Origin of the sequence: Variovorax sp. R-27, assembly GCF_049913215.1 — a bacterium.
Classification (GTDB): domain Bacteria; phylum Pseudomonadota; class Gammaproteobacteria; order Burkholderiales; family Burkholderiaceae_C; genus Variovorax.
This window is the reverse complement of record NZ_CP183984.1, coordinates 5,148,922-5,167,704: the sequence shown is the minus strand read 5'-3', so window position 1 is coordinate 5,167,704 and position 18,783 is coordinate 5,148,922. Positions and strand designations below refer to the sequence as shown.

21 protein-coding genes are annotated in these 18,783 nt (G+C 66.0%); 10 read left to right on the top strand and 11 right to left on the bottom strand.

What is annotated here, in order from left to right; all coding sequences use genetic code 11:
* Nucleotides 1–19 precede the first annotated feature (19 nt).
* Nucleotides 20–373, bottom strand: a complete 354-nt coding sequence (locus ACN9MV_RS24140) for a winged helix-turn-helix transcriptional regulator (protein WP_093058107.1) — start codon at nucleotides 371–373, stop codon at nucleotides 20–22.
* A 136-nt stretch (nucleotides 374–509) separates the two neighbouring features.
* Here ACN9MV_RS24140 and ACN9MV_RS24135 point away from each other — a divergent pair, with 136 nt between their 5' ends.
* Nucleotides 510–1,382 (top strand): NAD(P)-dependent oxidoreductase, encoded by an 873-nt coding sequence (locus ACN9MV_RS24135; protein WP_426389840.1) that lies wholly within the window; start codon nucleotides 510–512, stop codon nucleotides 1,380–1,382.
* Between the two features lie 16 nt (nucleotides 1,383–1,398).
* Here the strand turns inward: ACN9MV_RS24135 and ACN9MV_RS24130 are convergent, their stop codons facing one another.
* Nucleotides 1,399–2,559 carry an alpha/beta fold hydrolase gene (locus ACN9MV_RS24130; protein WP_426389839.1) on the bottom strand — a complete coding sequence of 387 codons (1,161 nt, stop codon included), beginning with the start codon at nucleotides 2,557–2,559 and terminating at the stop codon, nucleotides 1,399–1,401.
* Nucleotides 2,560–2,803: 244 nt separating this feature from the next.
* Here ACN9MV_RS24130 and ACN9MV_RS24125 point away from each other — a divergent pair, with 244 nt between their 5' ends.
* The 3 genes from ACN9MV_RS24125 to lpxO all read left to right on the top strand — a co-directional run bounded on the left by ACN9MV_RS24125 (nucleotide 2,804) and on the right by lpxO (nucleotide 5,901).
* Entirely contained in the window at nucleotides 2,804–3,487 is a 684-nt protein-coding gene (locus ACN9MV_RS24125) for a response regulator (RefSeq protein WP_093058110.1), read from the top strand.
* Entirely contained in the window at nucleotides 3,484–4,911 is a 1,428-nt protein-coding gene (locus ACN9MV_RS24120) for a sensor histidine kinase (RefSeq protein WP_093080599.1), read from the top strand. Before ACN9MV_RS24125 ends, ACN9MV_RS24120 begins: the two co-directional genes overlap by 4 nt.
* Nucleotides 4,912–5,004: 93 nt before the next feature.
* Nucleotides 5,005–5,901 (top strand): lipid A hydroxylase LpxO, encoded by an 897-nt coding sequence (lpxO, locus tag ACN9MV_RS24115; protein ID WP_093058112.1) that lies wholly within the window; start codon nucleotides 5,005–5,007, stop codon nucleotides 5,899–5,901.
* Between the two features lie 10 nt (nucleotides 5,902–5,911).
* Here lpxO and ACN9MV_RS24110 read toward each other — a convergent pair whose 3' ends face one another.
* Nucleotides 5,912–6,796, bottom strand: coding sequence for a LysR family transcriptional regulator (locus ACN9MV_RS24110; protein ID WP_426389837.1), 885 nt, complete (start codon nucleotides 6,794–6,796; stop codon nucleotides 5,912–5,914).
* A gap of 105 nt (nucleotides 6,797–6,901) precedes the next feature.
* Here ACN9MV_RS24110 and ACN9MV_RS24105 point away from each other — a divergent pair, with 105 nt between their 5' ends.
* Both ACN9MV_RS24105 and ACN9MV_RS24100 read left to right on the top strand, forming a co-directional pair.
* Nucleotides 6,902–7,891, top strand: coding sequence for a Bug family tripartite tricarboxylate transporter substrate binding protein (locus tag ACN9MV_RS24105; protein WP_093058114.1), 990 nt, complete (start codon nucleotides 6,902–6,904; stop codon nucleotides 7,889–7,891).
* Entirely contained in the window at nucleotides 7,888–8,937 is a 1,050-nt protein-coding gene (locus ACN9MV_RS24100) for a threonine aldolase family protein (RefSeq protein WP_426389835.1), read from the top strand. The genes ACN9MV_RS24105 and ACN9MV_RS24100 overlap by 4 nt, the downstream gene beginning before the upstream one ends.
* A gap of 19 nt (nucleotides 8,938–8,956) precedes the next feature.
* On the opposite strand, the gene ACN9MV_RS24095 is transcribed toward ACN9MV_RS24100, so the two are convergent.
* Nucleotides 8,957–9,646, bottom strand: a complete 690-nt coding sequence (locus tag ACN9MV_RS24095; protein WP_426389833.1) for a phosphatase PAP2 family protein — start codon at nucleotides 9,644–9,646, stop codon at nucleotides 8,957–8,959.
* Nucleotides 9,647–9,767: 121 nt separating this feature from the next.
* On the opposite strand from ACN9MV_RS24095, the gene ACN9MV_RS24090 reads away from it, so the two are divergent.
* From ACN9MV_RS24090 to ACN9MV_RS24080, 3 genes are read left to right on the top strand one after another with little or no spacing between them, the layout of a single operon-like run.
* A complete protein-coding gene (locus tag ACN9MV_RS24090) occupies nucleotides 9,768–10,451 on the top strand; it encodes a response regulator (protein WP_426389832.1) in 684 nt (227 codons plus the stop codon).
* A gap of 1 nt (nucleotide 10,452) precedes the next feature.
* A complete protein-coding gene (locus ACN9MV_RS24085) occupies nucleotides 10,453–11,805 on the top strand; it encodes a sensor histidine kinase (protein WP_097198438.1) in 1,353 nt (450 codons plus the stop codon).
* Nucleotides 11,806–11,818: 13 nt separating this feature from the next.
* A complete protein-coding gene (locus tag ACN9MV_RS24080) occupies nucleotides 11,819–12,040 on the top strand; it encodes an oxidoreductase-like domain-containing protein (protein WP_093080586.1) in 222 nt (73 codons plus the stop codon).
* A 4-nt stretch (nucleotides 12,041–12,044) separates the two neighbouring features.
* Here the strand turns inward: ACN9MV_RS24080 and ACN9MV_RS24075 are convergent, their stop codons facing one another.
* Both ACN9MV_RS24075 and ACN9MV_RS24070 read right to left on the bottom strand, forming a co-directional pair.
* On the bottom strand, nucleotides 12,045–12,650 hold the full coding sequence (locus ACN9MV_RS24075) for an isochorismatase family protein (protein ID WP_093058119.1): 606 nt from the start codon (nucleotides 12,648–12,650) through the stop codon (nucleotides 12,045–12,047).
* 26 nt (nucleotides 12,651–12,676) lie between these two features.
* Nucleotides 12,677–13,747, bottom strand: coding sequence for an alkene reductase (locus tag ACN9MV_RS24070; RefSeq protein WP_426389830.1), 1,071 nt, complete (start codon nucleotides 13,745–13,747; stop codon nucleotides 12,677–12,679).
* Between the two features lie 108 nt (nucleotides 13,748–13,855).
* On the opposite strand from ACN9MV_RS24070, the gene ACN9MV_RS24065 reads away from it, so the two are divergent.
* Nucleotides 13,856–14,746 (top strand): LysR family transcriptional regulator, encoded by an 891-nt coding sequence (locus ACN9MV_RS24065; protein ID WP_426389829.1) that lies wholly within the window; start codon nucleotides 13,856–13,858, stop codon nucleotides 14,744–14,746.
* A gap of 16 nt (nucleotides 14,747–14,762) precedes the next feature.
* On the opposite strand, the gene ACN9MV_RS24060 is transcribed toward ACN9MV_RS24065, so the two are convergent.
* The 5 genes from ACN9MV_RS24060 to ACN9MV_RS24040 form a co-directional block, all read right to left on the bottom strand.
* A complete protein-coding gene (locus ACN9MV_RS24060) occupies nucleotides 14,763–15,677 on the bottom strand; it encodes a LysR family transcriptional regulator (protein ID WP_426389827.1) in 915 nt (304 codons plus the stop codon).
* A gap of 89 nt (nucleotides 15,678–15,766) precedes the next feature.
* Complete coding sequence (locus ACN9MV_RS24055) at nucleotides 15,767–16,720, bottom strand: zinc-binding dehydrogenase (protein ID WP_426389826.1); 954 nt, start codon at nucleotides 16,718–16,720, stop codon at nucleotides 15,767–15,769.
* A 14-nt stretch (nucleotides 16,721–16,734) separates the two neighbouring features.
* Complete coding sequence (locus ACN9MV_RS24050) at nucleotides 16,735–17,508, bottom strand: SDR family NAD(P)-dependent oxidoreductase (protein ID WP_176928941.1); 774 nt, start codon at nucleotides 17,506–17,508, stop codon at nucleotides 16,735–16,737.
* Entirely contained in the window at nucleotides 17,505–17,951 is a 447-nt protein-coding gene (locus tag ACN9MV_RS24045; protein WP_097198444.1) for an ester cyclase, read from the bottom strand. Before ACN9MV_RS24045 ends, ACN9MV_RS24050 begins: the two co-directional genes overlap by 4 nt.
* A gap of 28 nt (nucleotides 17,952–17,979) precedes the next feature.
* Nucleotides 17,980–18,756: an SDR family NAD(P)-dependent oxidoreductase gene (locus ACN9MV_RS24040; protein WP_426389823.1), complete on the bottom strand. Its 777-nt coding sequence runs from the start codon at nucleotides 18,754–18,756 to the stop codon at nucleotides 17,980–17,982.
* Nucleotides 18,757–18,783: the final 27 nt, after the last annotated feature.

Here is an 18,783-nt window from a genome sequence, read left to right as displayed (position 1 = left end):
GTGCTCCCGGTGTGCCGGCCTACTTGGCCGCCTCGGCTTTCGCGCGTGCGGTTTCAATGCGCTTGGCATTGCGGTCGCCCCAATCGGCCAGCGGCCCGAGCGCCGCATTGAGCGTGGCGCCCAGCTTGGTTGCCGAGTACTCCACGCGCGGCGGCACTTCGTGGAATACCTCCCGATGGACGATGCCGTCGGTTTCGAGTTCGCGCAGCTGCTGGATGAGCATCTTCTCGCTGATGTCGGGCAGCAGCCGCTTGAGCTCGCCGAAGCGATAGGCCTGCGCGTTCAGCTCCCAGAGGATGACGGCCTTCCATTTGCCGCCGATGACGTCGAACGCAGGCCCGATGCCGCAGTTGTAGGGTTTCTTCGATTTCATTTCTTATCCGTGGAATGCCCCATAAATACCCAATACATACGTTTTGGTAAGTACCTGACTTTATTGTAGGTACTTGACCATATGGAAGCGAAATTTCTACGATTCGACCATCTTCACAAACAGCAATCGAATCGTCATGAACAACAAGCGAGTTTCCGTTCTGGGCCTGGGCTCGATGGGTTTCACCATTGCTCAGCTCTATCTCGATCAGGGCTACGAAGTCACGGTGTGGAGCCGCACGCCCGGCAAGGCCGATGCGCTGGTCGCGAAGGGCGCCGTGCTGGCGCGCGACGCGGGCGAGGCGTTGCGTGCGAGCCGCGTCGCGGTGATGTGCGTCTACGACTACCGGGGCGCCGATGCGATCCTCGCGCTCGACGGAGTCGCGGCCGCCATGGACGGCCGCCTGCTGATACAGCTGACCACCGGCAGCCCGCAGGACGCGAGCGATGCAGAGGTCTGGGCTCACCGCCACGGCGCTGCGTATCTCGAAGGCGCGATCCAGGCCGCGCCGGATCAGATGGGCCGGCCCGATACGCCGCTGCTGGTGTCCGGCGCAAAGCACGTGTTCGACGAGGCCGAGCCGTGGCTGAATTTGCTGGCCGGCGGCATCGTCTATCTGGGCGAGAAGGCGAGCGCAGCGGCGGCCATGGACCTCGCTACGCTCTCCACCATCTACGGCACGATGCTGGGTTTCATCCACGGCGCGCGCATTGCCGAGCACGAAGGCTTCGACGTGGCCGAGTACGGTCGCATCGTTGCGGGCATCATGCCGACCTTCGCGGGTTTTCTTCAGCACGAGGGCTCCGTCATCCAGTCGGGCGATTTCAGCATCTCGCAGAGCCCGATGCGCATCTCGGTCGAGGCAACGCAGCGCATCCTGCAGGCGGCGCAGGCGTCGGGCATCAACACCGAGTTTCCGGCCTTCGCCGCGGGACTCTTCCAGCGGGCCGATGCGGCAGGGCTCGGCGGCGAGGAGCTCGCTGCGTTGATCAAGCTGCTGCGCGCTTGAAAGGCATCGGCATGGCTCAAGCCCATGTCATGAACTGGATGGCACGCAGCACATCGGCCTCGCGCTCCATGAAGAAGTCGGTGTGGTTGCTGTTGTCGAGGGTCAGCCGGTTCGGGGTGTTGAGCGCCGCCACGAGCTGGTTCGAATTCGTGATGGCCGCGCTACGGATCATGCGCACGTAGTCCGAGGCATCTTTCTGCGTCTTGGCATCGAGCGGCAGTTCCAGCCACGGGAACATGTCGCGGGTGTCCGCAGGCAGGGCGGTCACGACCAGCGAAGGTGCGCGCACGGCCTTGTAGTCGGGCGAGAACGAGTGGGCGGCTGTTTCCATGGCGTCATTCACTTCGCTGGGTGTGTTGAGACTCACGCTTCCGTCGGCATGGATGTCGAGGCTGTCGCGCAGGTTCGCTTCCAGCACAGGCCACCAGTTCTTCGAATTGCGGCGGGAGAAGGCGATGGCAGCCTGCAGCGAGCGGCCGTTCTCCGGCTTCGGTTTGGGTTCTTCGAGCAGTGAGTTCGCCGGTACGTCCTCGCCGCCACTGTCTGCGCCCACCGTGTAATCGAAGGTCGTGTCGAGATAGATCAGGCCCTGCGTCCGTTCGGGATACAGGCCCGCGAAGTGCGTGAGCTCGTTGCCTGCGATCGAATGGCCGCCCAGCACCGCGCGCCGTACGCCGAGGGCGTCAAGCACGGCCTTCAGGTCGGCCACGAGCGTGTCCACCTCGTAGTACTGCGTGGCGGTCTTCACGGGCAGCGGCTTGTCCGAGAGGCCGTAGCCGCGGCGGCTGATCGCGATCACGCGCGACTTGGCGGCCAGTGCGGGTGCGAGGCCGTCGAAGCTGCGCGCGTTGGCGCCAAGCCCGGGCAGAAATACAAAGACCGGGCCGGTGCTGCGGGGCGGCTGCCAGTCGCGCACCTGCAGCGAGACTTCGGGCGAGCTCGAGACCTTGATACGGCGGTCGATGACGGAGACTTTGCCTTCGCCACTGTCGTTCCTTGGGCTTCCATCGTCAACACCCGGGTTGGTGTTCGGGGGGGCATCCGGGTTGGCACCTGGGCCGGCAGCGGCGGGAGCAGCAGGACTGGCATCCGTGCCAATGCCGGGCCCGATGCCAACGCCGCCGCGGCCGCCGCCACCACCGCAGGCGGCGAGCCCTGCAGCACTGGTCAGTGCCATGGCATGGAGGATGTCCCGCCGCCGGAGGCGGTTGCGATCCGGCTGGTCGCGAGGGGCCAGGAGGGTGGGCGATCGATTCACGTCGGTGTTCCGTTTCCGTGTGGTGAGGAGTCGCTCCAGTGTCCGGGCCCCACCTGAAGGGCTGCTTCGGCATTCATGAAGATTTCCTGAAGTGCTTCACCGGCGTGTCGCTGATACTCCGGCCACATTCCGGAAACGGAGTGGTTCGTTCACGTGGAGGCTCATGAATCTCTTGCTTGTTGAGGACGACCTTGACCTGGGCAACGGCGTGCGCATCGCGCTGGCCAATCAAGGCATGGATGTGGTGTGGGTCCGCAGACTCGACGACGCCTTGCGCACCCTCGACGGCGGCACCTTCGACATGGTGCTGCTCGACCTCGGCCTGCCCGACGGCGACGGGCTCGACCTGCTGTTCCGCCTGCGCCGCGACCGGCAGATATTGCCGGTGCTGGTGCTGAGCGCTCGCGACGCGCTGACCGACCGGCTGCGCAGCCTGGACGACGGCGCGGACGACTATCTCGTCAAGCCCTTTGCGCTGGCCGAGCTGCTGTCGCGCGTGCGGGCGCTCGCGCGGCGCAGCTACGGCTTCAACGACGAGACCATCCGCATGCGCGGCCTGGCGCTGCACGAGCCCACGCGCGGCGTGATCGTCGATGGCGAGCCGGTGGAGCTTTCGCGCTGCGAGTTCGACCTGCTGGCCTTGCTGCTCAAGCGCACCGGCCGCGTGGTCACGCGCCGCGTGATGGAAGAGCAGGTGCTGCCCGGCGGCCAGGCCAACGGCAGCAATTCGCTCGAAGTGCACATCTCCAACCTGCGCAAGAAGATCGGCCAGGGCTACATCCGCACGGTGCGCGGCATCGGCTACGTGATTGACGTGCAGTCGCTCGTGCGGAGCACGCAGAAATGAGGCAGGCGCTGGCGCAGCGCTGGAAGAACTGGAAACAACCTTCCCTGATGCGGCGCCTGCTGCTGGCGCAGATGGGCGTGGTCGCCTTGCTGTGGACCATGGCCATCGCGCTGCTGCTGTACGACTCCTACGACGACCCCGAGCTGCTGAAGTTCGACAAGATCTTCCAGTCGGTGATTGCAATTGCGAAGAACACGGCCGACCAGCCCGACAAGCAACAGGAAACCCTGGCCGCCTTCGAGGCTGCGCTGCTCGAAACCATGGGCGACGGCGACGCCGCTTCGGACACCTCGCCGGTGCTGCAGGTCTGGCAGGGCGACAAATTGATCTATCGCTCGACGGCGGCCGTGCCTGTCATTCTGAATACCGTGCCGAACCGCGTCGAGACCGTGAAGGCGGGCAACCGCGAGTGGCGCGCGCGCACGCTGGCCTCGCCCACCTCGGACGTTCGCGTGATGCTGGCCGAGCCCAGCGTCTGGCGGTTGACGGTCACCGTGATGTACCGCGGCTACTACCTGCTGCCGCTGGTCATCAGCTTGCCTTTTCTGGTGTTTCCCGCGTGGCTGTCGGTGCGCCTTGCGCTGCGGCCGTGGCGCCGGGTGAGCCAGGAAACCGCTGAGCGCGGGCCGGCCGACCTCACGCCGCTGTCGTACGCGCCGCCGCACAAGGAACTGCAGCCGCTGGTGCAGAGCATCAACAGCCTGCTGCAGCGGGTGCGCGACAGCACTTCGCGCGAGCGCAGCCTGATCGCCGACGCCGCGCACGAGCTGCGCACCCCGCTGGCGGCCATGCGAGTGAATGTGGAGGCGCTGAAAGAGCAGAGCACCGACGAACAGCAGCGCGAACTCATGGGCAACCTGCTGCGCAGCAACGACCGCGCGGCGCGGCTGGTGGGGCAGCTGCTGCAGCTCATGCGCAGCGACGCGGTTTCGGACAACGCGCTACCCGTGATGCTGTCGCTCGACGCGCTGGTGCAAGACCGGCTGGCCATGATCGAAGGGCTGGCCAGCGCCCGCAACGTCGAGCTGGAACTGGTGAGCGAAGACCGCGTGCCGGTGCTCGGCGAGCGCGAAAGCCTGGTCTCGATGATCGACAACCTCATCAACAACGCCATCAAGTACAGCCCGCCGGGGAGCACGGTGGTCGTGCATGTGGCGCGCGAGGGCACCCAAGCACTTCTGACGGTGGCAGACGAGGGGCCCGGCATTCCGCCCGCGTTGCGCGAGCGGGTGTTCGACCGCTTCTTCCGCAACCCCGACCAGAACCAGAGCGGCAGCGGGCTGGGGCTGGCCATCGTCAAATCGGTGGTCGACCGGCACGGCGGCGAAGTCGCGCTCGGTGAAACCGCGAACGGCGGCCTGCTGGCCACCGTGCGGCTGCCGCTGGCCATGGCCGATACGCCGCAGCCAATGCTCTGCAGCTGAAACCTCGCCTGGCGCACGGCCAAAGGACCAGGGCAGGGCCAATTTGGTGCAAAGAATTACACTACCCGGTGCTGTTTACAGGACACTTTCCAAATGAAGTGGGTCATTCTTGCCATCTTCGCGCTCAGTGCGCTCTACGTTCATTTCCGCGGCCAGGTGCGGCATCGCTTCTTCAGACAGCTCTCTGATCACTCGACCTTCCTGGCCCCGTTGAACGTCTTCATGTACCTTTTCTCGAAGGTGCCGGGTACGCCGTACCTGTCGCCCGCGCAGTTCCCCGAGATGCGCGTGCTCGAAGAAAACTGGGAAGTCATCCGCGAAGAAGCGCTGGCCATGCGCAATGGCGGCAGCATCAAGGCGTCGAGCCAGTTCAACGACGTGGGCTTCAACTCCTTCTTCAAGAGCGGCTGGAAGCGCTTCTATCTGAAGTGGTACGACGAGGCGCATCCCTCGGCCGCGGTGCTGTGCCCGCGCACCACAGAGCTGCTCAAGGGCATCGGCACCATCAAGGCCGCGATGTTCGCCGAGCTGCCGCCGGGCAGCCGCCTCGTGCGCCACCGCGACCCCTTCGCCGGTTCGTTGCGCTACCACCTGGGCCTGTGGACGCCGGGTGTCGAAGGCTGCTACATCGACGTGGACGGCCAGCGCTATCACTGGCGCGACGGTGAAGCCGTGGTGTTCGACGAAACCTTCATCCACTACGCCGAGAACACGACCGACCACGACCGCGTGATCCTGTTCTGCGACATCGAGCGCCCGCTGAAGTACCGCTGGGCCAGCGCCGTGAACCGCTGGTTCGCGAAGAACCTGCTGGCCGCCGCCAGCTCGCCCAACGACGCGGGCGACAAGACGGGCGGTATCAACCGCGCCTTCAAGTACATCTACCAGATCCGCGTGATCGGCAAGCGCCTGAAGGCTTGGGACAAGCGCGTGTACTACCTCGTGAAGTGGGCCATCTTCGGTGGCCTGGCCCTCTGGATCTTCTGGTAATGCCGGCTTTTCACGGCTTTCGCTGAAGGCCGAAGGCGGTTGCGAAGGCCTCTGCAACCGCCTCGACATTGCGGCTGCCTTCGTCCGAGTTTCGCCAGACCAGCGAGAGCTTGCGAAACGGAGCACGACTTCCCAGGTCCACTTCGCGCACCGCATAGGCATCGACCAGCGGACGCCTGGGCTGCGGGACGACGGAAACTCCCAGGCCCTGGGCGACCATTGCAACGATGGCGTCCATCGAGCGCAGCTCCATCACGCAGCGCGCATCGGGTTTCAGGCTGCGCACGTATCGCGCGGCGACGCGTCCTCCCGAAAGAGACAGGTCGTAGCCGATCCAGTCGTAGGCTTCCAGCAGTTGCCTGACGGTTTTACCGGAGGCATTCGGCGGCGCCAGCAACACGTAGGGCTGGCGGTGCAGCTCCCGCCAGACCAGCCGGCGCGAGCCGCCGGCTTCCGGCCTGACGAGCAACGCGACGTCGAGCCGCGCCGCCTTGAGCTCCGAGATCATTTCGTCGCTGTCGTTCAGCGGGGGAACCACCACATCCAGCGACGGATGCTTCCGGCGAAGCTCATGCAGCGCCTGCGGCAGCACGTCGCTCTGCATGCTGGTGATCACGCCGACCCTGATGCGGCCCGCCACTTCCACTACCGGGCGGGAGCGAAGCATCTGCAGCCGGTGGGAGAAGTCGCCCACCGCGCTCACTACCTCATGGGCAAAGGCCGTTGGCGCCACCACGCGGGTGGAGCGGTCGAACAGCGGCTTGCCGAAATACTGCTCCAGCTGCTTGACCTGCAGGCTCACCGCGCTCGGGCTGCAGCCCACGACGCCGGCCGCGGCGGTGAAGCTGCCCTGTTCGAGGATGGTGCGCAGGGTGACCAGCATCGTGAGATTCATGAGAAATCCTCACAGTTGATATTTGTATATCTCGCTTTACTCATTTTATGGCGGGCCTAGGATTCGCTGAATTCATTCAACCTGCCCGATCGGAACCACCCGCTCATGAACGACATCCGACGCCATCGTCTCGCGCGCGCCAGGAGCCTGGCATGCACCTTGGGGCTCGCGCTCGCCGCAGCGCATGCGGCCGCCGCGGCGTGGGTGCCCGAGCGTCCCATTCACCTGGTCTCGCCGAGTCCCCCGGGTGGGGGCACGGATGCCGTCTGCCGCCTGCTTGCGGCCAAGCTGGGCGAGCAGGCCAAGTGGCAGGTCGTCGTCGACACCAAGCCCGGTGCCGGCAACAACATCGGCCTGGAGTTCGGCGCGAAGTCGCCGCCCGACGGCTACACCGCCGTGCTGGGCGAAACCAGCAACCTTACGGTCAACCAGTTCCTCTACAAGAAGCTCAGCTTCGATCCCTCGAAGGACCTCGCGCCGGTTGCGCTGGTCGGCACGGGCGTGTCGGTGCTGGTGGTGAATGCCTCCAGTCCGTACGACAGCCTTGCTTCGCTGCTGGCGGGCTCGAAGAAGAAGCAACTTGCGTACGCATCGTCCGGCAACGGAACCGTCGGGCATCTGGTGGCCGAGAACCTGCGCGTGACGGCGGGAGCCAACGTTTTGCATGTGCCTTACAAGGGCGGTGGCCCGGCCATGACGGACATGCTGGGCGGGCAGGTCGACTTCTACATCTCCTCCCTCGTTTCGGCGCTGCCGCTCATCAAGGACCACAAGCTGCGGGCGCTCGCCGTGACTTCGGGAGCGCGGGATCCATCGCTGCCTGACGTTCCCACCTTCATCGAGAGCGGCTTCAAGGGCTTCGAGTACTACACGCTCTATGGTGTCGTCGTGCCTGCGAAGACACCGGAGAACATCGTCCGGACCATGAACACGGAGATCAATCGGGTGCTCGATTCGGCGGATGTCCGGGCCAACCTCGCCGCGCGCGGCATCTACGTGCGGACCGGAACGCCGGAAGCGTTCAATACATTCCTGAACAGCGAGAGAAAAAAATGGGCGGAGGTCGTGAAGGCGACCGGCGCAACTGCCGAATGACCCAAGACAGCATGTATCCGCCGGTGGACCTTCGCAGCGACACGGTGACGCTGCCCACAGAGCAGATGTATGACCGCATCGCCTCTGCTCCTCTCGGCGACGACGGGCTCGACGGCGACCCGACCGCGCTGGAGCTGGAGGCCGAGGCCGCCCGACTGCTGGGCAAGGAGGCCGCGCTGTATGTCCCGAGCGCAACGATGGCCAACCTCCTTGCCATCCTCGCCCAGGCCGGGCGGCAGGAAGTCGTGCTTGCCGAAGCGGCATCGCACATCTACGTGACCGAGCGCGGCGCGGCCGCGCTGACCGGGTCGTTCTATCAGGGCATTGCCGGCGTCGACGGCGCCATGGACCTGGGCTTGCTCGCGCAGGCCTTGGGACCGGGCCGCAACAAGCTGCGCACCGGGCTCGTCTGTCTGGAAACTTCCCACAACAACGCCGGCGGGGCGGTGCTGCCGCTCACCCACATGCAGGCGGTGTTTGCAGTGGCCAGGGATGCGGGCGCTGCGGTCCACCTGGACGGCGCACGTTTGATGAACGCGGCAGTGGCACTGGGCGTGCCAGCTGCGGAGATCACGGCCTTTGCCGATACCGTTTCGCTGTGCCTGTCCAAGGGCCTGAGCGCGCCCATGGGGGCTGTGCTCGCCGGGCCAACGGACACCATTCAGCGTGCCAGGTGGCACAGAAAGCTGCTCGGGGGCAGCCAGCGCCAGGTCGGGATCGCCGCGGCCGCGGGGCTGGTTGCCATCACCACCATGGTGGGCCGGCTTGCGGACGATCATGCGGTCGCGCGCCGCCTCGCTCACGGAATCGGCCAGCTCCGTGGGCTTTCCGCCAACGAGCCGCAGACCAACATCGTGCAGGTCGACGTGAGCGCCACCGGGCTCGACGCGGCTCAGTGGGAAGCCGCGCTGCGCAAGCTGGGCGTGCTGGCCCGGACTTGGGGCAGGCACAAGCTGCGCTGCGTCACTCATCGTCATACGGGCGAGCGCGAGATCGATCTGGCGCTGGAGGTTTTCAGGGCCGTCGCCGCGAGCGCTGCTGCTTGACTGTCTGGTGTGCTGGGGCTCAGGCCTCGGTCCACACCAGCCAGTCGCGTGTGGTGCCGGCCCAGCTCACGGCGGCTGCGAGCAGCGTGCCGCCGAGCACATCGAGCAGCACGTGCTGTCGCGTTGCCAGCGTCGAGTAGACGATGCCGAAGGCCCACAGCAGGTTCAGTACGCGCAGCCATGTGGGCGCTTGCACGCTGCGCAGCTGGCGCTCCAGCAGCACGGCCGTCAGCACCGCGAACGCGACGTGCAGCGATGGAAACGCATTGCCACCCACGTCGGTGGCCTTCAGAAACTGCAGAGCCGGGTACTGCGCCCAGTCGACCGCAAACACCGGCACCGTCGTAGGAAAGAGCCAGAACACCACGAGGCCGACGGCGGCCATGATGGCGGCGTCGCGCGCACAGGCCCAGAGCTCTGCCTTGTCCTTCGCGAAGGCCGGCGCCAGCGAGATGTAGAACCACAGCGAGCCGTAGAGCACCATCGCGTCGTCGCTCACGTCCACCCAGTGGTCGAGCCGCGTGAGCGGCATCACCATCGGCTCCGATGGTGGGTTGTGCATCACCCAGAAGTACACGACGAAGAAGCCCGAGATGCCGACCGTGGTGCCGATCATCTTCGCCACCCAGAGCGTGGCGATCCGCTGGCCCAATGCCACGTACCAGGGCACGAAAGGGTGGAGGGAGGAAGTCGCCGGGCGGGAGGTCATGCAGTGCTCCAGCTTATGCAGCTGCATTGCGTGAACATTGCGCTTTCTGCAATGAGCTGCAATGAGGCCTCTCCTAGAATGGCCCGCTTCTTTTTTGCACACAGCCCTTGCCGCACCCCTCATGAGAATCCTGCTCGTCGAAGACGAAGTCGACCTGGCGCAAGCCCTGGCCTCGGCGCTGCGGCAGAACCAGGCAGTGGTCGACGTGGCGAGTTCGCTGCGCGAGGCCGAGGAGGCAGCGTTGTCGGCGCAGCACGACGTGATCGTGCTCGACCGTGGCCTGCCCGATGGCGACGGCCTCTCGCTCGTGGCCTTCCTGCGGCAGAACCACATCGCCACCGCGGTGCTGGTGCTCACGGCCATGACCGACGTGGCCGAGCGCGTGCTGAGCCTCGACGGCGGTGCGGACGACTATCTCGCCAAGCCCTTCTCGATGGACGAACTGATGGCGCGCGTGCGCGCACTGGCGCGGCGCCCAGCAGTGCGGGCGAACCTCGTCATGACGCTCGGGCAGCTGCGCTTCGACCATCACACGCGGCAGGCCCATGTGGGCGAGCTGTGCCTCACGCTGCCGCGACGCGAGCTGCTGGTGCTCGAGGCACTGCTCGAACACCGTGGCCGCACGGTGCTTCGCGAGGCCATGCAAGACCGTGTGTACGGCCACAAGGACGAGATCCAGTCGAACGCGCTCGACACGCATGTGTCGCGGCTGCGCTCCAAGCTCGACAAGGCCGGTGCGCAGGTGGAGATCCATGCGATCCGCGGTGTCGGCTACCTGATCTGCGCGGCCCGCATGGCGGCATGACATGACACTGAGCCTGCTCTCGCTGCGCTGGCGGCTGATCTGGAGCCTGATCCTGCTGCAGGTGGTGGTCGGCTCGCTGGTGATGGGCGGCTTTCTCGGGCTGGCCTGGGTGCTGGGCCGCGTGGTCGACGAGACCGGGCAGGAGACCGTCACCGTGATCCAGCGCGCGCTGGCGCGCGGCCCCGATGGGCAACTGGTGGTCGAGCCGACGGCAGAAGTGCAGCGCCTGCAGAAGGCCGACCCGCCGTTCTGGTTCATCGCGCGCGATGCCCACGGCTCGGAAGTGCGCAGTGGCGACGTGCCGCCTGCCTATTCCGCGCTTTTCAACGCGCTCGGCGACATGGAGCGCATGGCCCTCAACCCCGAGGACGACAACACCCGGCCCAAGGCCCGCTTCGAGCGCGCGGAGACGCGCGCGGGCCTGGTGGCCGTGATGGTGCAGACCGGTGGCCCGCTGACGGTGAGGAACACGCTCAAGGGCACGGGCATCGCCTTTCTCTTTCTGGTGGCGCCGATGGCGCTGGTGACCTGCCTCGGCGTGATCCTGGCCACGCCCTTCGTGGTGAAGCGCGGCCTCAAGGGCGTGGTGGCTACGGCCGAGCATGCCGAGAGCATCGACGTGCACGAGCGCACCACGCGCCTGCCGCTGGCCAACGTGGCCAGCGAGATCCGCCCGCTGGTCAACGCCGTGAACCGCGCATTCGACCGGCTCAACGAAGGCTACGACCGGCAGGAGCGCTTCCTCGCTGACGCCGCACACGAGCTGCGCACGCCGATCACCACGCTGCAGATCCATCTCGAAGGACTGCAGGACGGCCCGCTCAAGGTCAAGCTGATGCAGGCCTCGGCACGGCTCGCCACGCTGGCCGAGCAACTGCTCGACCTCCAGCGGCTGGACCACGTCGCGGTGCACGACCAGCAGCAGGTCGACCTGAAGGCGCTGTGCGAGCGCGTGGCGGGCGACATCGCGCCGCTGGCGATCATGAATCGTTGCACGCTGTCGGTCGATGCGCCGCAACCGTTGTGGGTGCGCGGCGATGCGCCCTCGCTCGAACGCGCGCTGAGCAACCTGATCCAGAACGCTATCGAGCACGGCGGGCAGGGCTGCGACATCCAGGTGCGGCTGTGGGAGCCATCGGGCTTCGAGGTGCTCGACTCCGGGCCCGGCATTCCGGCAGCGGACCGCGAGCGCGTGGTGGCGCCGTTTCACAGGCTCGTGCCGCGCGGGCGCGGCGCGGGGCTCGGGCTGCATCTCGTGGCCGAGGTTGCGCGCCTGCACGGCGGGCAGCTCACGATCGGGTCGAGCGAATCGGGAGGCGCGAAGATGCGCCTGGAGCTGAACCTCGACGCATGAAGATCTTTCCGCCATGAACGCCATCGACCGGCTACCCGAACCCACGAACCTCGCCGGCGCGCAAGCGCTCATCGCGCGCGTGCAGGCATTGCTCGATGCCGCAGGGCTTGCGATGCGCGCACCGCCGCCCGAGCCCACAACCTGCTGCGGTCGCGGCTGCAACGGCTGCGTGTGGGAAGGCTGGCTCGCCGCCGTGGCCTACTGGCGCGACGAGGCTTCGCTGCGGCTCGGCTGATGGCTCAAACGATGCCGGCACCAAGGGCCGGAAACACATCACTGAACAACAAGCCGATCAGCTGCTGCCCGGCGGGCGTGGACCAGTCTTGCGCGATTTCCGCCATCAGCGTGTTGGTGGCGGTGAGCACCACGCCCGCGTCGTGCATGCGCTGGCGGGAAAACTCTTCGGACAGATCGCTGGGCGAGCCCGATGCATCCATCACGGCCTGCACGGCAAAGCCTTCGACTGCGGCGTCAATGGCCGGGAAGATCAGGCAAACGTCGGTGGTGACGCCCGCCATGATCAGCTGCTTGCGCCCGGTTGCGAGCACTGCGTTGCGGAAGTCGGGATAGGCCCAGGCATTGACCACGCCAGGGCGCTTGATGCGTGCAGCGTGCGCTTCGGGCAGGATCTCGGCGATCTTCGGAAGGATCGGGCCCTGGGCGTGGTCTTCCTGGCTGGACGTGATCACGGTCGGGATGTTGAGGATCTTTGCCATCTTGGCCAGCGCAATCGACTGCTTGGCCGCGAGTTCGCTGTCGATGTTCTTGATCAGTTGCATCGTGCCGACCTGATGGTCTATCAGCAGCAAGGCGGTGTTGTCGGCGGTGAATCGTTCGATCTTCATGGTGTAGCTCCAGTTCGGCTTCTGCTTCAGGCAGCCTCGGCCGCAGCCAGCGCCGGATAGTCGATGTATCCCTTGGCGGTCGGCGGTGCGAAGAAGGTGCTGCGGTCGGCTGCGTTGAGCGCGGCGCCCACGCGGAAGCGCTCCGGCAGGTCGGGGTTCGCAAGGAAAGCGCTGCCGAACACCGTTGCGTCGGCCTTGCCTTCGTACAGTGCGCTTTCGGCGCTGTCCTGGGTGAGGCCGCCGCCGATCAGGTATGCGCCTTCGAAGCGCGGGCGCAGGAGGGCGTGGTAGTCGAACTGCGCACCGAAGAGGGTGACATGCAGATAGGCCAGACCCCAGCCGCGCAGTTGTTCGACCAGGTAGGCGTAGGTCTCCTGAGGCGCAGCATCCGTGATGCTGTTGTAGTTCATCTCCGGCGAAATCTTGATGCCGACGCGGTCGGCGCCGGCCTCTGCGGCCATCGCATCCAGCACGTCCAGCACAAAGCGGGCACGGCCTTCGACTGAACCGCCGTAGATGTCCTGGCGCTGGTTGCTGCCGGAGGAGAGGAACTGCTCAGGCAGGTAGCCGGAGGCTGCGTGCAGCTCTACACCGTCGAAGCCGGCCTCAAGCGCGCGGCGGGTGGCCTGGCGATAGTCTTCGATGACGTCGGCGATCTCGAGCAGGCTCAGCTCGCGGGGCGTGACGAAGTCGACCTGGCCGGCAGGCGTCCACGCCTGGCCCTCGGGCTTGATGGCCGAAGGCGCCACGGGCGTCGCGCCGTCGAGCAGCGAGGGATGCGAGATCCGGCCGGTGTGCATCAGCTGCATGAAGATGCGGCCGCCGCGAGCGTGCACGGCCTCGGTCACCTTCTTCCAGGCTGCGACCTGTGCCTCGGTCTCGATGCCGGGCGTGTGCACGTAGCCCTTGCCCATGGCGGACGGGAACACGCCTTCGGAAATGATCAGGCCGGCGCTGGCGCGCTGGGCGTAGTAGGCGACCGTCAGGTCGCTCGGGACGCCGTCGCCGTCGGCGCGGGAGCGGGTCATCGGGGCCATGACGAGGCGGTTCGGCGCAATGTAGCGGCCGATGCGAACGGGGGTGAACAGTTGGCTCATGGTGAATTCCTTGGGTTGTGCGGTGCGATGGACGCATCTTTGATTAATCTGCTGAAGAGATAAATACGTCAAAATGGCTTTCATTGATCCATAAATGGCGCAATCAAGATGGAACTGCTGAACGACATGGCCTTGTTCGTGGAGGTCGCCCACGCCAGGAGCTTTCGCCGCGCGGCCGATGCCTCGGGCGTGCCGAGTTCGACGTTGTCCAGGCGAATCAGCGGACTGGAGAAAGCCATCGGCCTGCGGCTCTTGCATCGCACGACACGCAAGGTCGAGCTGACGGAGGCGGGGCAGCTCTACTTCGAGCGCTGCCGGCGCATCGTCGAAGAAGCGCGCATCGCTCACGAGCAACTGGGCGAGATGCTGGCGCAGCCCAGCGGCGTGCTGCGCGCGTCGCTGCCGGTGGACTTCGCCACCATCTACATGGCACCCCTGGTCGCGGAGTTCGCTCGTCGCTACCCCGGCATCAGCTTCGAGTTCGATCTCACGCCGAGGCGGGTGGACCTGGTCACCGAGCCTTTCGACGTGGCCATCCGCATGGGCGAACTCGCGGACTCGAACCTGATCGCCCGGTTGCTCGCGCGGCTACCCGTTCAGGTTTATGCCTCGCCCCGCTACCTCGAGCTGTCCGGCGAGCCAACGCACCCGAGCGATCTGGCGCGACACGAGTGCCTGGGCCTGCCCAAGGCAAACAAGTGGACGCTGCAGCGCGAAGGAGAGGTCGTCGAGGTCGAGGTGGGAGGACGGTTTCAGGTGAACAGCGTCGGCATGTTCCGGCGCCTGGCGACCCTCGACCTGGGCGTGATCCTGCTTCCGCAGGAGATCGCTTCCGAAGATGTCGCGGCAGGTCGCCTGCGACCGGTGTTGCCGCAGTGGCACGGCACCCCGACTTCCGTCTATGCGCTCACTGAAACCCGCCTGCTGCCCGCAAAGACTCAGCGCTTCATCGAGTTCCTGCACGAGCATCTCGGGCAGCGGCCTCGCGGGGCCGAGTGAGCAAGGGGCGCTCGCGTCACTTCGATGAATCTCGCGCCGGCGCCGTGTCCTTCAGGTGCTCCAGGAACCATCGCCCGGCAGGCCCCGGCGGCAGGTCTTTGCGGTACACGGCAAACATGGCAATCGGCGGTGTGGTGGGTTGAAAGGCCTCCAGCTGCAACCGGGTCAGGAGCCCTGACTCGATGTCGCTGCGCACCATGGCAAGCGGCATGTGCCCCCAGCCAAAACCCGCGCGAAGAAACGCATGCTTTGCGCCCAGGTCTGCGAGCCGCCATATCGATGAAGTGAACACGCCGAAGCTCTTGCCGCTGGTCAGCGAGGTGCGATCCGTCAGGACGAGTTGAACGTGCTGCTCCAATTCCCGCGACGCGATGACGCGTTTCTGTGCGGCCAGCGGGTGCGAGGAGGCAGTCACCGTCACCATCGGAACGTCGAGCAGTTTCTCGGCATCGAGTTCCTCCGGAACGAGGGGCATGGACCCCATGATGCCGATCCTGCAGCCGCGCTGGAGCACCGGTTGCGCCACGGCGCCCAGTGCCTCGACATAGAGGCGCAGCGGCGTGTGCGGAAACGCGGCCCGAAAGAGACCGACCGCCACCGTCAGCGAGTCCATGGGGTACATGACGTCGACCACCACCGACAACTCGGGTTCGAGCCCTTCGGAGATCGTGCGCGCCGTGGCCTTGAAGCCGTCCATGCCGTGGACCACGGAGCGGGCCTGCGCAAGCAGAGCGGTGCCTTCCTCGGTGAGCTTCGGATAGCGCCCGCTACGGTCGAAGAGCTGCACATCGATCTGCCCTTCGAGGTTGGCCAGCGTCTGGCTCACCACCGACTGGGCCCGGCGCAGCCTGCGCCCGGCGGCCGAGAAGCTGCCCTCATCGGCGGCCGCAATGAAGGTGCGCAGTTGATCCATTGAAACGCCGTCCAGCATCTATCGCTCCCATCGATGAAACTCCCGGGAAAATATCTGCTTCCCCGCTGGGTGTCCAGCGAGTTGCCAGGATCGATGCGTTCACAGGATCAGGGCACGAGGATGATCGCCCCCGACTTGCGCCGGGCCGCGATGTCCTCGTGCGCCCGCGCCGCTTCGACGAGCGGATAGCGGGCCACGTCGAGCGTGCCGAAGACACCCTTGCGGTACGCGTCGAACACCTCGCCGGTCGCCTGGGCCACGGCACCTTGCACGTGCTGCGCCATCGGCCCGCCCACGATGCGAACGCCGCGAGCGGCAAGGCCCGCCCGGTCGATGTCTGGCGCCCCGGAAGCCGCGCCGATGGTGACGATGGTTCCGCCATCGCGCACGGCCGCTGCCGATGCTGCAAAAGTGGCCTTGCCGACGAACTCGTAGACCACGTCGACGCCTTCGGGCGCGATGCTGCGGATCTGTGCGGCCAGATCGGCGTCGCCAGAGAGCAATACGTGATCGATGGTGCCCTCGAGCGCTGCTCGCTTCGACTGCGAGCCCACCGTTCCGATGACGGTGGCGCCTTTTGTCTTGGCCCAGCGCGAGATCATGGTGCCCACGCTGCTCGAAGCGCCTTGCACCAACACCTTCTCTCCTGCCTTGAGCTGATGGAAGCCATTCAGTCCGACCCAGGCAGTCAGGCCCTTGGTCAGCACCGTGACGGTCTGTTCCGAAGAGAGATCGTCAGGCACCTTGAGTAGCGCGGCTGCATCGACCAGGCGCACCTGCGCGTAGCTGCCCGGCGCGAGGAAGTAAGCCATGCGATCGCCGACCTTGACGTCTGTGACGTCCGGCCCGATGGCCTCGACGATGCCGGCGCCCTCGACCCCAGGCACCGAGGGCAGCGGGACGGGCATCACGCCCTGGCGAAAAGCCGTGTCGATGAAGTTGACGCCGATGGCCTCATGGCGCAGGCGAACCTGTCCGGGCCCCGGCATGCCGACGTTGTCGTCCTCGACTTGGAGGACTTCGGGAGAACCGTATTGATGGAAGCGGATGGTGGTGGTCATGTCTTTCTTTCGGGTCAAATCACGGCGAGCAGGCCGCCATCGACGAGCAGCGCAGTGCCCGTCACATAGCTCGACAGGTCCGAGCCCAACCACGCGACGGCGTCGCCGATCTCGGAAGGTTTGCCAAGGCGCCGCAGTGGCGTGCGCAGGCGAAAGCCTTCTGCAGCCTCTGCGATGCCGGGGCTCGTTCGCAGCAGGTGCGTGTCGATCGTTCCCGGGGCGACTGCATTCACACGGATGCCATCCGGCCCCAGTGCATCGGCCAGCGACTTGGCCATCAGGACCACGCCGCCCTTGCTGGTGGAGTAAGCCACCGTCATGCCCGCGCCCGAGATGCCGCCCATGCTGGCCATGAGAACGATGCTCCCGGCCTTGCCCCGTGCCTTCATGCTGCGGGCTGCCGCCTGCGCGCTGAACAGCGTTCCGTCGAGGTTGATGCCCATGAGCCGGCGGTAGTCCGCCTCTGCAACGTCGAACCCATCGGCGCGCAGCGTGATGCCCGCATTGGCGACCATCACATCGACGCCGCCGAACTCGTCGGCTGCTTTCAGAAGGTCGTCGACCTGTGCCCGCTGGCTGACGTCTGCGCGATGAAAGCGCGCCAGCACGCCCAGCTCCTCGATCTCCTCCATCGTGGTGCGGCCTCCTTCGCGGGGCTCCGGCGTCACGTCCGAAACGATCACCGCCTTGGCTCCGTGCTTCGCGGCCTGCACGGCCACAGCCTTGCCAATGCCGCTGGCAGCGCCGGTCACGACGACCACCTTGTCCTGAAGAATGTTGGTGTTCATGACTTGTCTCCTGCGGCGCGGGGCCATGCATCCAGCTGTTGAAGCACGGAGAAGAGATTGGCAACACCCCAGTGCTCCGTGATCTTTCCGTTCTGCACGCGCATCGCGTCCACGGTTTCGAAATGGATCGCGCGGCCGGTCGGCGCAATGCCGAGGAAGGTTCCCTGCTGCGTGCCGTGATAGGTCTTGTAGGTGGTGACGACATCGCCATCGGCGCGTTGCCAATGGATCTCGGCGTGAAAGTCGGGGAACGCCTCCCGCAGGATGCGATACAGGCCCAGCGCACCGGCCTTGTCGGGCGTGCAGTTCGGCTGTGGCGTGTGGTCGAGGAAGTCGTCCGAGAACAGCTCGTCGAACAGGGCCCAGTTTCCGCGCCCTTGCACTTCTTCGGTATTGCGGCGAACGACGGCCTTTGCCATCTCGCCTGCATTCAAATTGCTCATGGTGTTGCTCCTTGTCGGTTCGGTTTGTTCAAAGTTCGAAGCCGCCGATGGTCATTCCACCGTCGACGACCAGCATCTGGCCCATCACGTAGCTCGCGGCATCGGAGGCCAGCCACACGGCGGCGGCTGCCACCTCTGCGGGATGGCCGCCTCGCTTGGCAGGAATCGCGGTGGAAACCAGCTTCGCGAAGGCCGGGTTCTGGTCGCTCGCGACCTTCACCATCGGCGTTTCCGTCCATCCGGGGGCGAGGGCATTGACCCGCACGTTGTGGGCGGCGTTTTCCATCGCGGCAACGCGCGTGAGGCCGTGCACGCCGTGCTTGGAGGCCGCATAGGCGCTCATCCCGCCGGGGCCCGTCAGTGCCGCCACGGACGCCGTGTTCACGATGGCGCCGCCGCCACTTTTCTTGATGAGCGGCAACTCATGCTTCATGCCGAGAAAGACGCTGCGCAGGTTGACTGCAATCACCTTGTCGAAGTCTTCGGTCGGGTAGTCCTCGATGCGTTGCGCCTTGCCGGTGATGCCGGCGTTGTTGAAGGCCACGTCGAGCCGGCCGGCCTCGCGTTCGATGCGTGCAATGGCGTTGGCCACTTCTTGCTCGACGGCCACATTGGCGATGAGCGCGCGGGCCTTCCCGCCGATCTCGGTGATGAGATCGATGGTTTCGGCAAGGCCGTGCTCGCTCAGGTCGGCGGCATACACAAGACCCCCTCGTGCCGCGAAGGCCTTGGCGGCCTCCCGGCCGATGCCGGAGCCCGCACCCGTGACGAGTACCACCCGTCCTGCAAAGTCGTTGGAGACCATGTCTTTCTCGCTTCTACAGATGGAGGG

Coding starts and splice junctions, on each gene's coding strand:
- ACN9MV_RS24140 (WP_093058107.1), bottom strand. CDS start 373: ATGAAATCGAAGAAACCCTACAACTGCGGCATCGGGCCTGCGTTCGAC.
- ACN9MV_RS24135 (WP_426389840.1), top strand. CDS start 510: ATGAACAACAAGCGAGTTTCCGTTCTGGGCCTGGGCTCGATGGGTTTC.
- ACN9MV_RS24130 (WP_426389839.1), bottom strand. CDS start 2,559: ATGGCACTGACCAGTGCTGCAGGGCTCGCCGCCTGCGGTGGTGGCGGC.
- ACN9MV_RS24125 (WP_093058110.1), top strand. CDS start 2,804: ATGAATCTCTTGCTTGTTGAGGACGACCTTGACCTGGGCAACGGCGTG.
- ACN9MV_RS24120 (WP_093080599.1), top strand. CDS start 3,484: ATGAGGCAGGCGCTGGCGCAGCGCTGGAAGAACTGGAAACAACCTTCC.
- lpxO (WP_093058112.1), top strand. CDS start 5,005: ATGAAGTGGGTCATTCTTGCCATCTTCGCGCTCAGTGCGCTCTACGTT.
- ACN9MV_RS24110 (WP_426389837.1), bottom strand. CDS start 6,796: ATGAATCTCACGATGCTGGTCACCCTGCGCACCATCCTCGAACAGGGC.
- ACN9MV_RS24105 (WP_093058114.1), top strand. CDS start 6,902: ATGAACGACATCCGACGCCATCGTCTCGCGCGCGCCAGGAGCCTGGCA.
- ACN9MV_RS24100 (WP_426389835.1), top strand. CDS start 7,888: ATGACCCAAGACAGCATGTATCCGCCGGTGGACCTTCGCAGCGACACG.
- ACN9MV_RS24095 (WP_426389833.1), bottom strand. CDS start 9,646: ATGACCTCCCGCCCGGCGACTTCCTCCCTCCACCCTTTCGTGCCCTGG.
- ACN9MV_RS24090 (WP_426389832.1), top strand. CDS start 9,768: ATGAGAATCCTGCTCGTCGAAGACGAAGTCGACCTGGCGCAAGCCCTG.
- ACN9MV_RS24085 (WP_097198438.1), top strand. CDS start 10,453: ATGACACTGAGCCTGCTCTCGCTGCGCTGGCGGCTGATCTGGAGCCTG.
- ACN9MV_RS24080 (WP_093080586.1), top strand. CDS start 11,819: ATGAACGCCATCGACCGGCTACCCGAACCCACGAACCTCGCCGGCGCG.
- ACN9MV_RS24075 (WP_093058119.1), bottom strand. CDS start 12,650: ATGAAGATCGAACGATTCACCGCCGACAACACCGCCTTGCTGCTGATA.
- ACN9MV_RS24070 (WP_426389830.1), bottom strand. CDS start 13,747: ATGAGCCAACTGTTCACCCCCGTTCGCATCGGCCGCTACATTGCGCCG.
- ACN9MV_RS24065 (WP_426389829.1), top strand. CDS start 13,856: ATGGAACTGCTGAACGACATGGCCTTGTTCGTGGAGGTCGCCCACGCC.
- ACN9MV_RS24060 (WP_426389827.1), bottom strand. CDS start 15,677: ATGCTGGACGGCGTTTCAATGGATCAACTGCGCACCTTCATTGCGGCC.
- ACN9MV_RS24055 (WP_426389826.1), bottom strand. CDS start 16,720: ATGACCACCACCATCCGCTTCCATCAATACGGTTCTCCCGAAGTCCTC.
- ACN9MV_RS24050 (WP_176928941.1), bottom strand. CDS start 17,508: ATGAACACCAACATTCTTCAGGACAAGGTGGTCGTCGTGACCGGCGCT.
- ACN9MV_RS24045 (WP_097198444.1), bottom strand. CDS start 17,951: ATGAGCAATTTGAATGCAGGCGAGATGGCAAAGGCCGTCGTTCGCCGC.
- ACN9MV_RS24040 (WP_426389823.1), bottom strand. CDS start 18,756: ATGGTCTCCAACGACTTTGCAGGACGGGTGGTACTCGTCACGGGTGCG.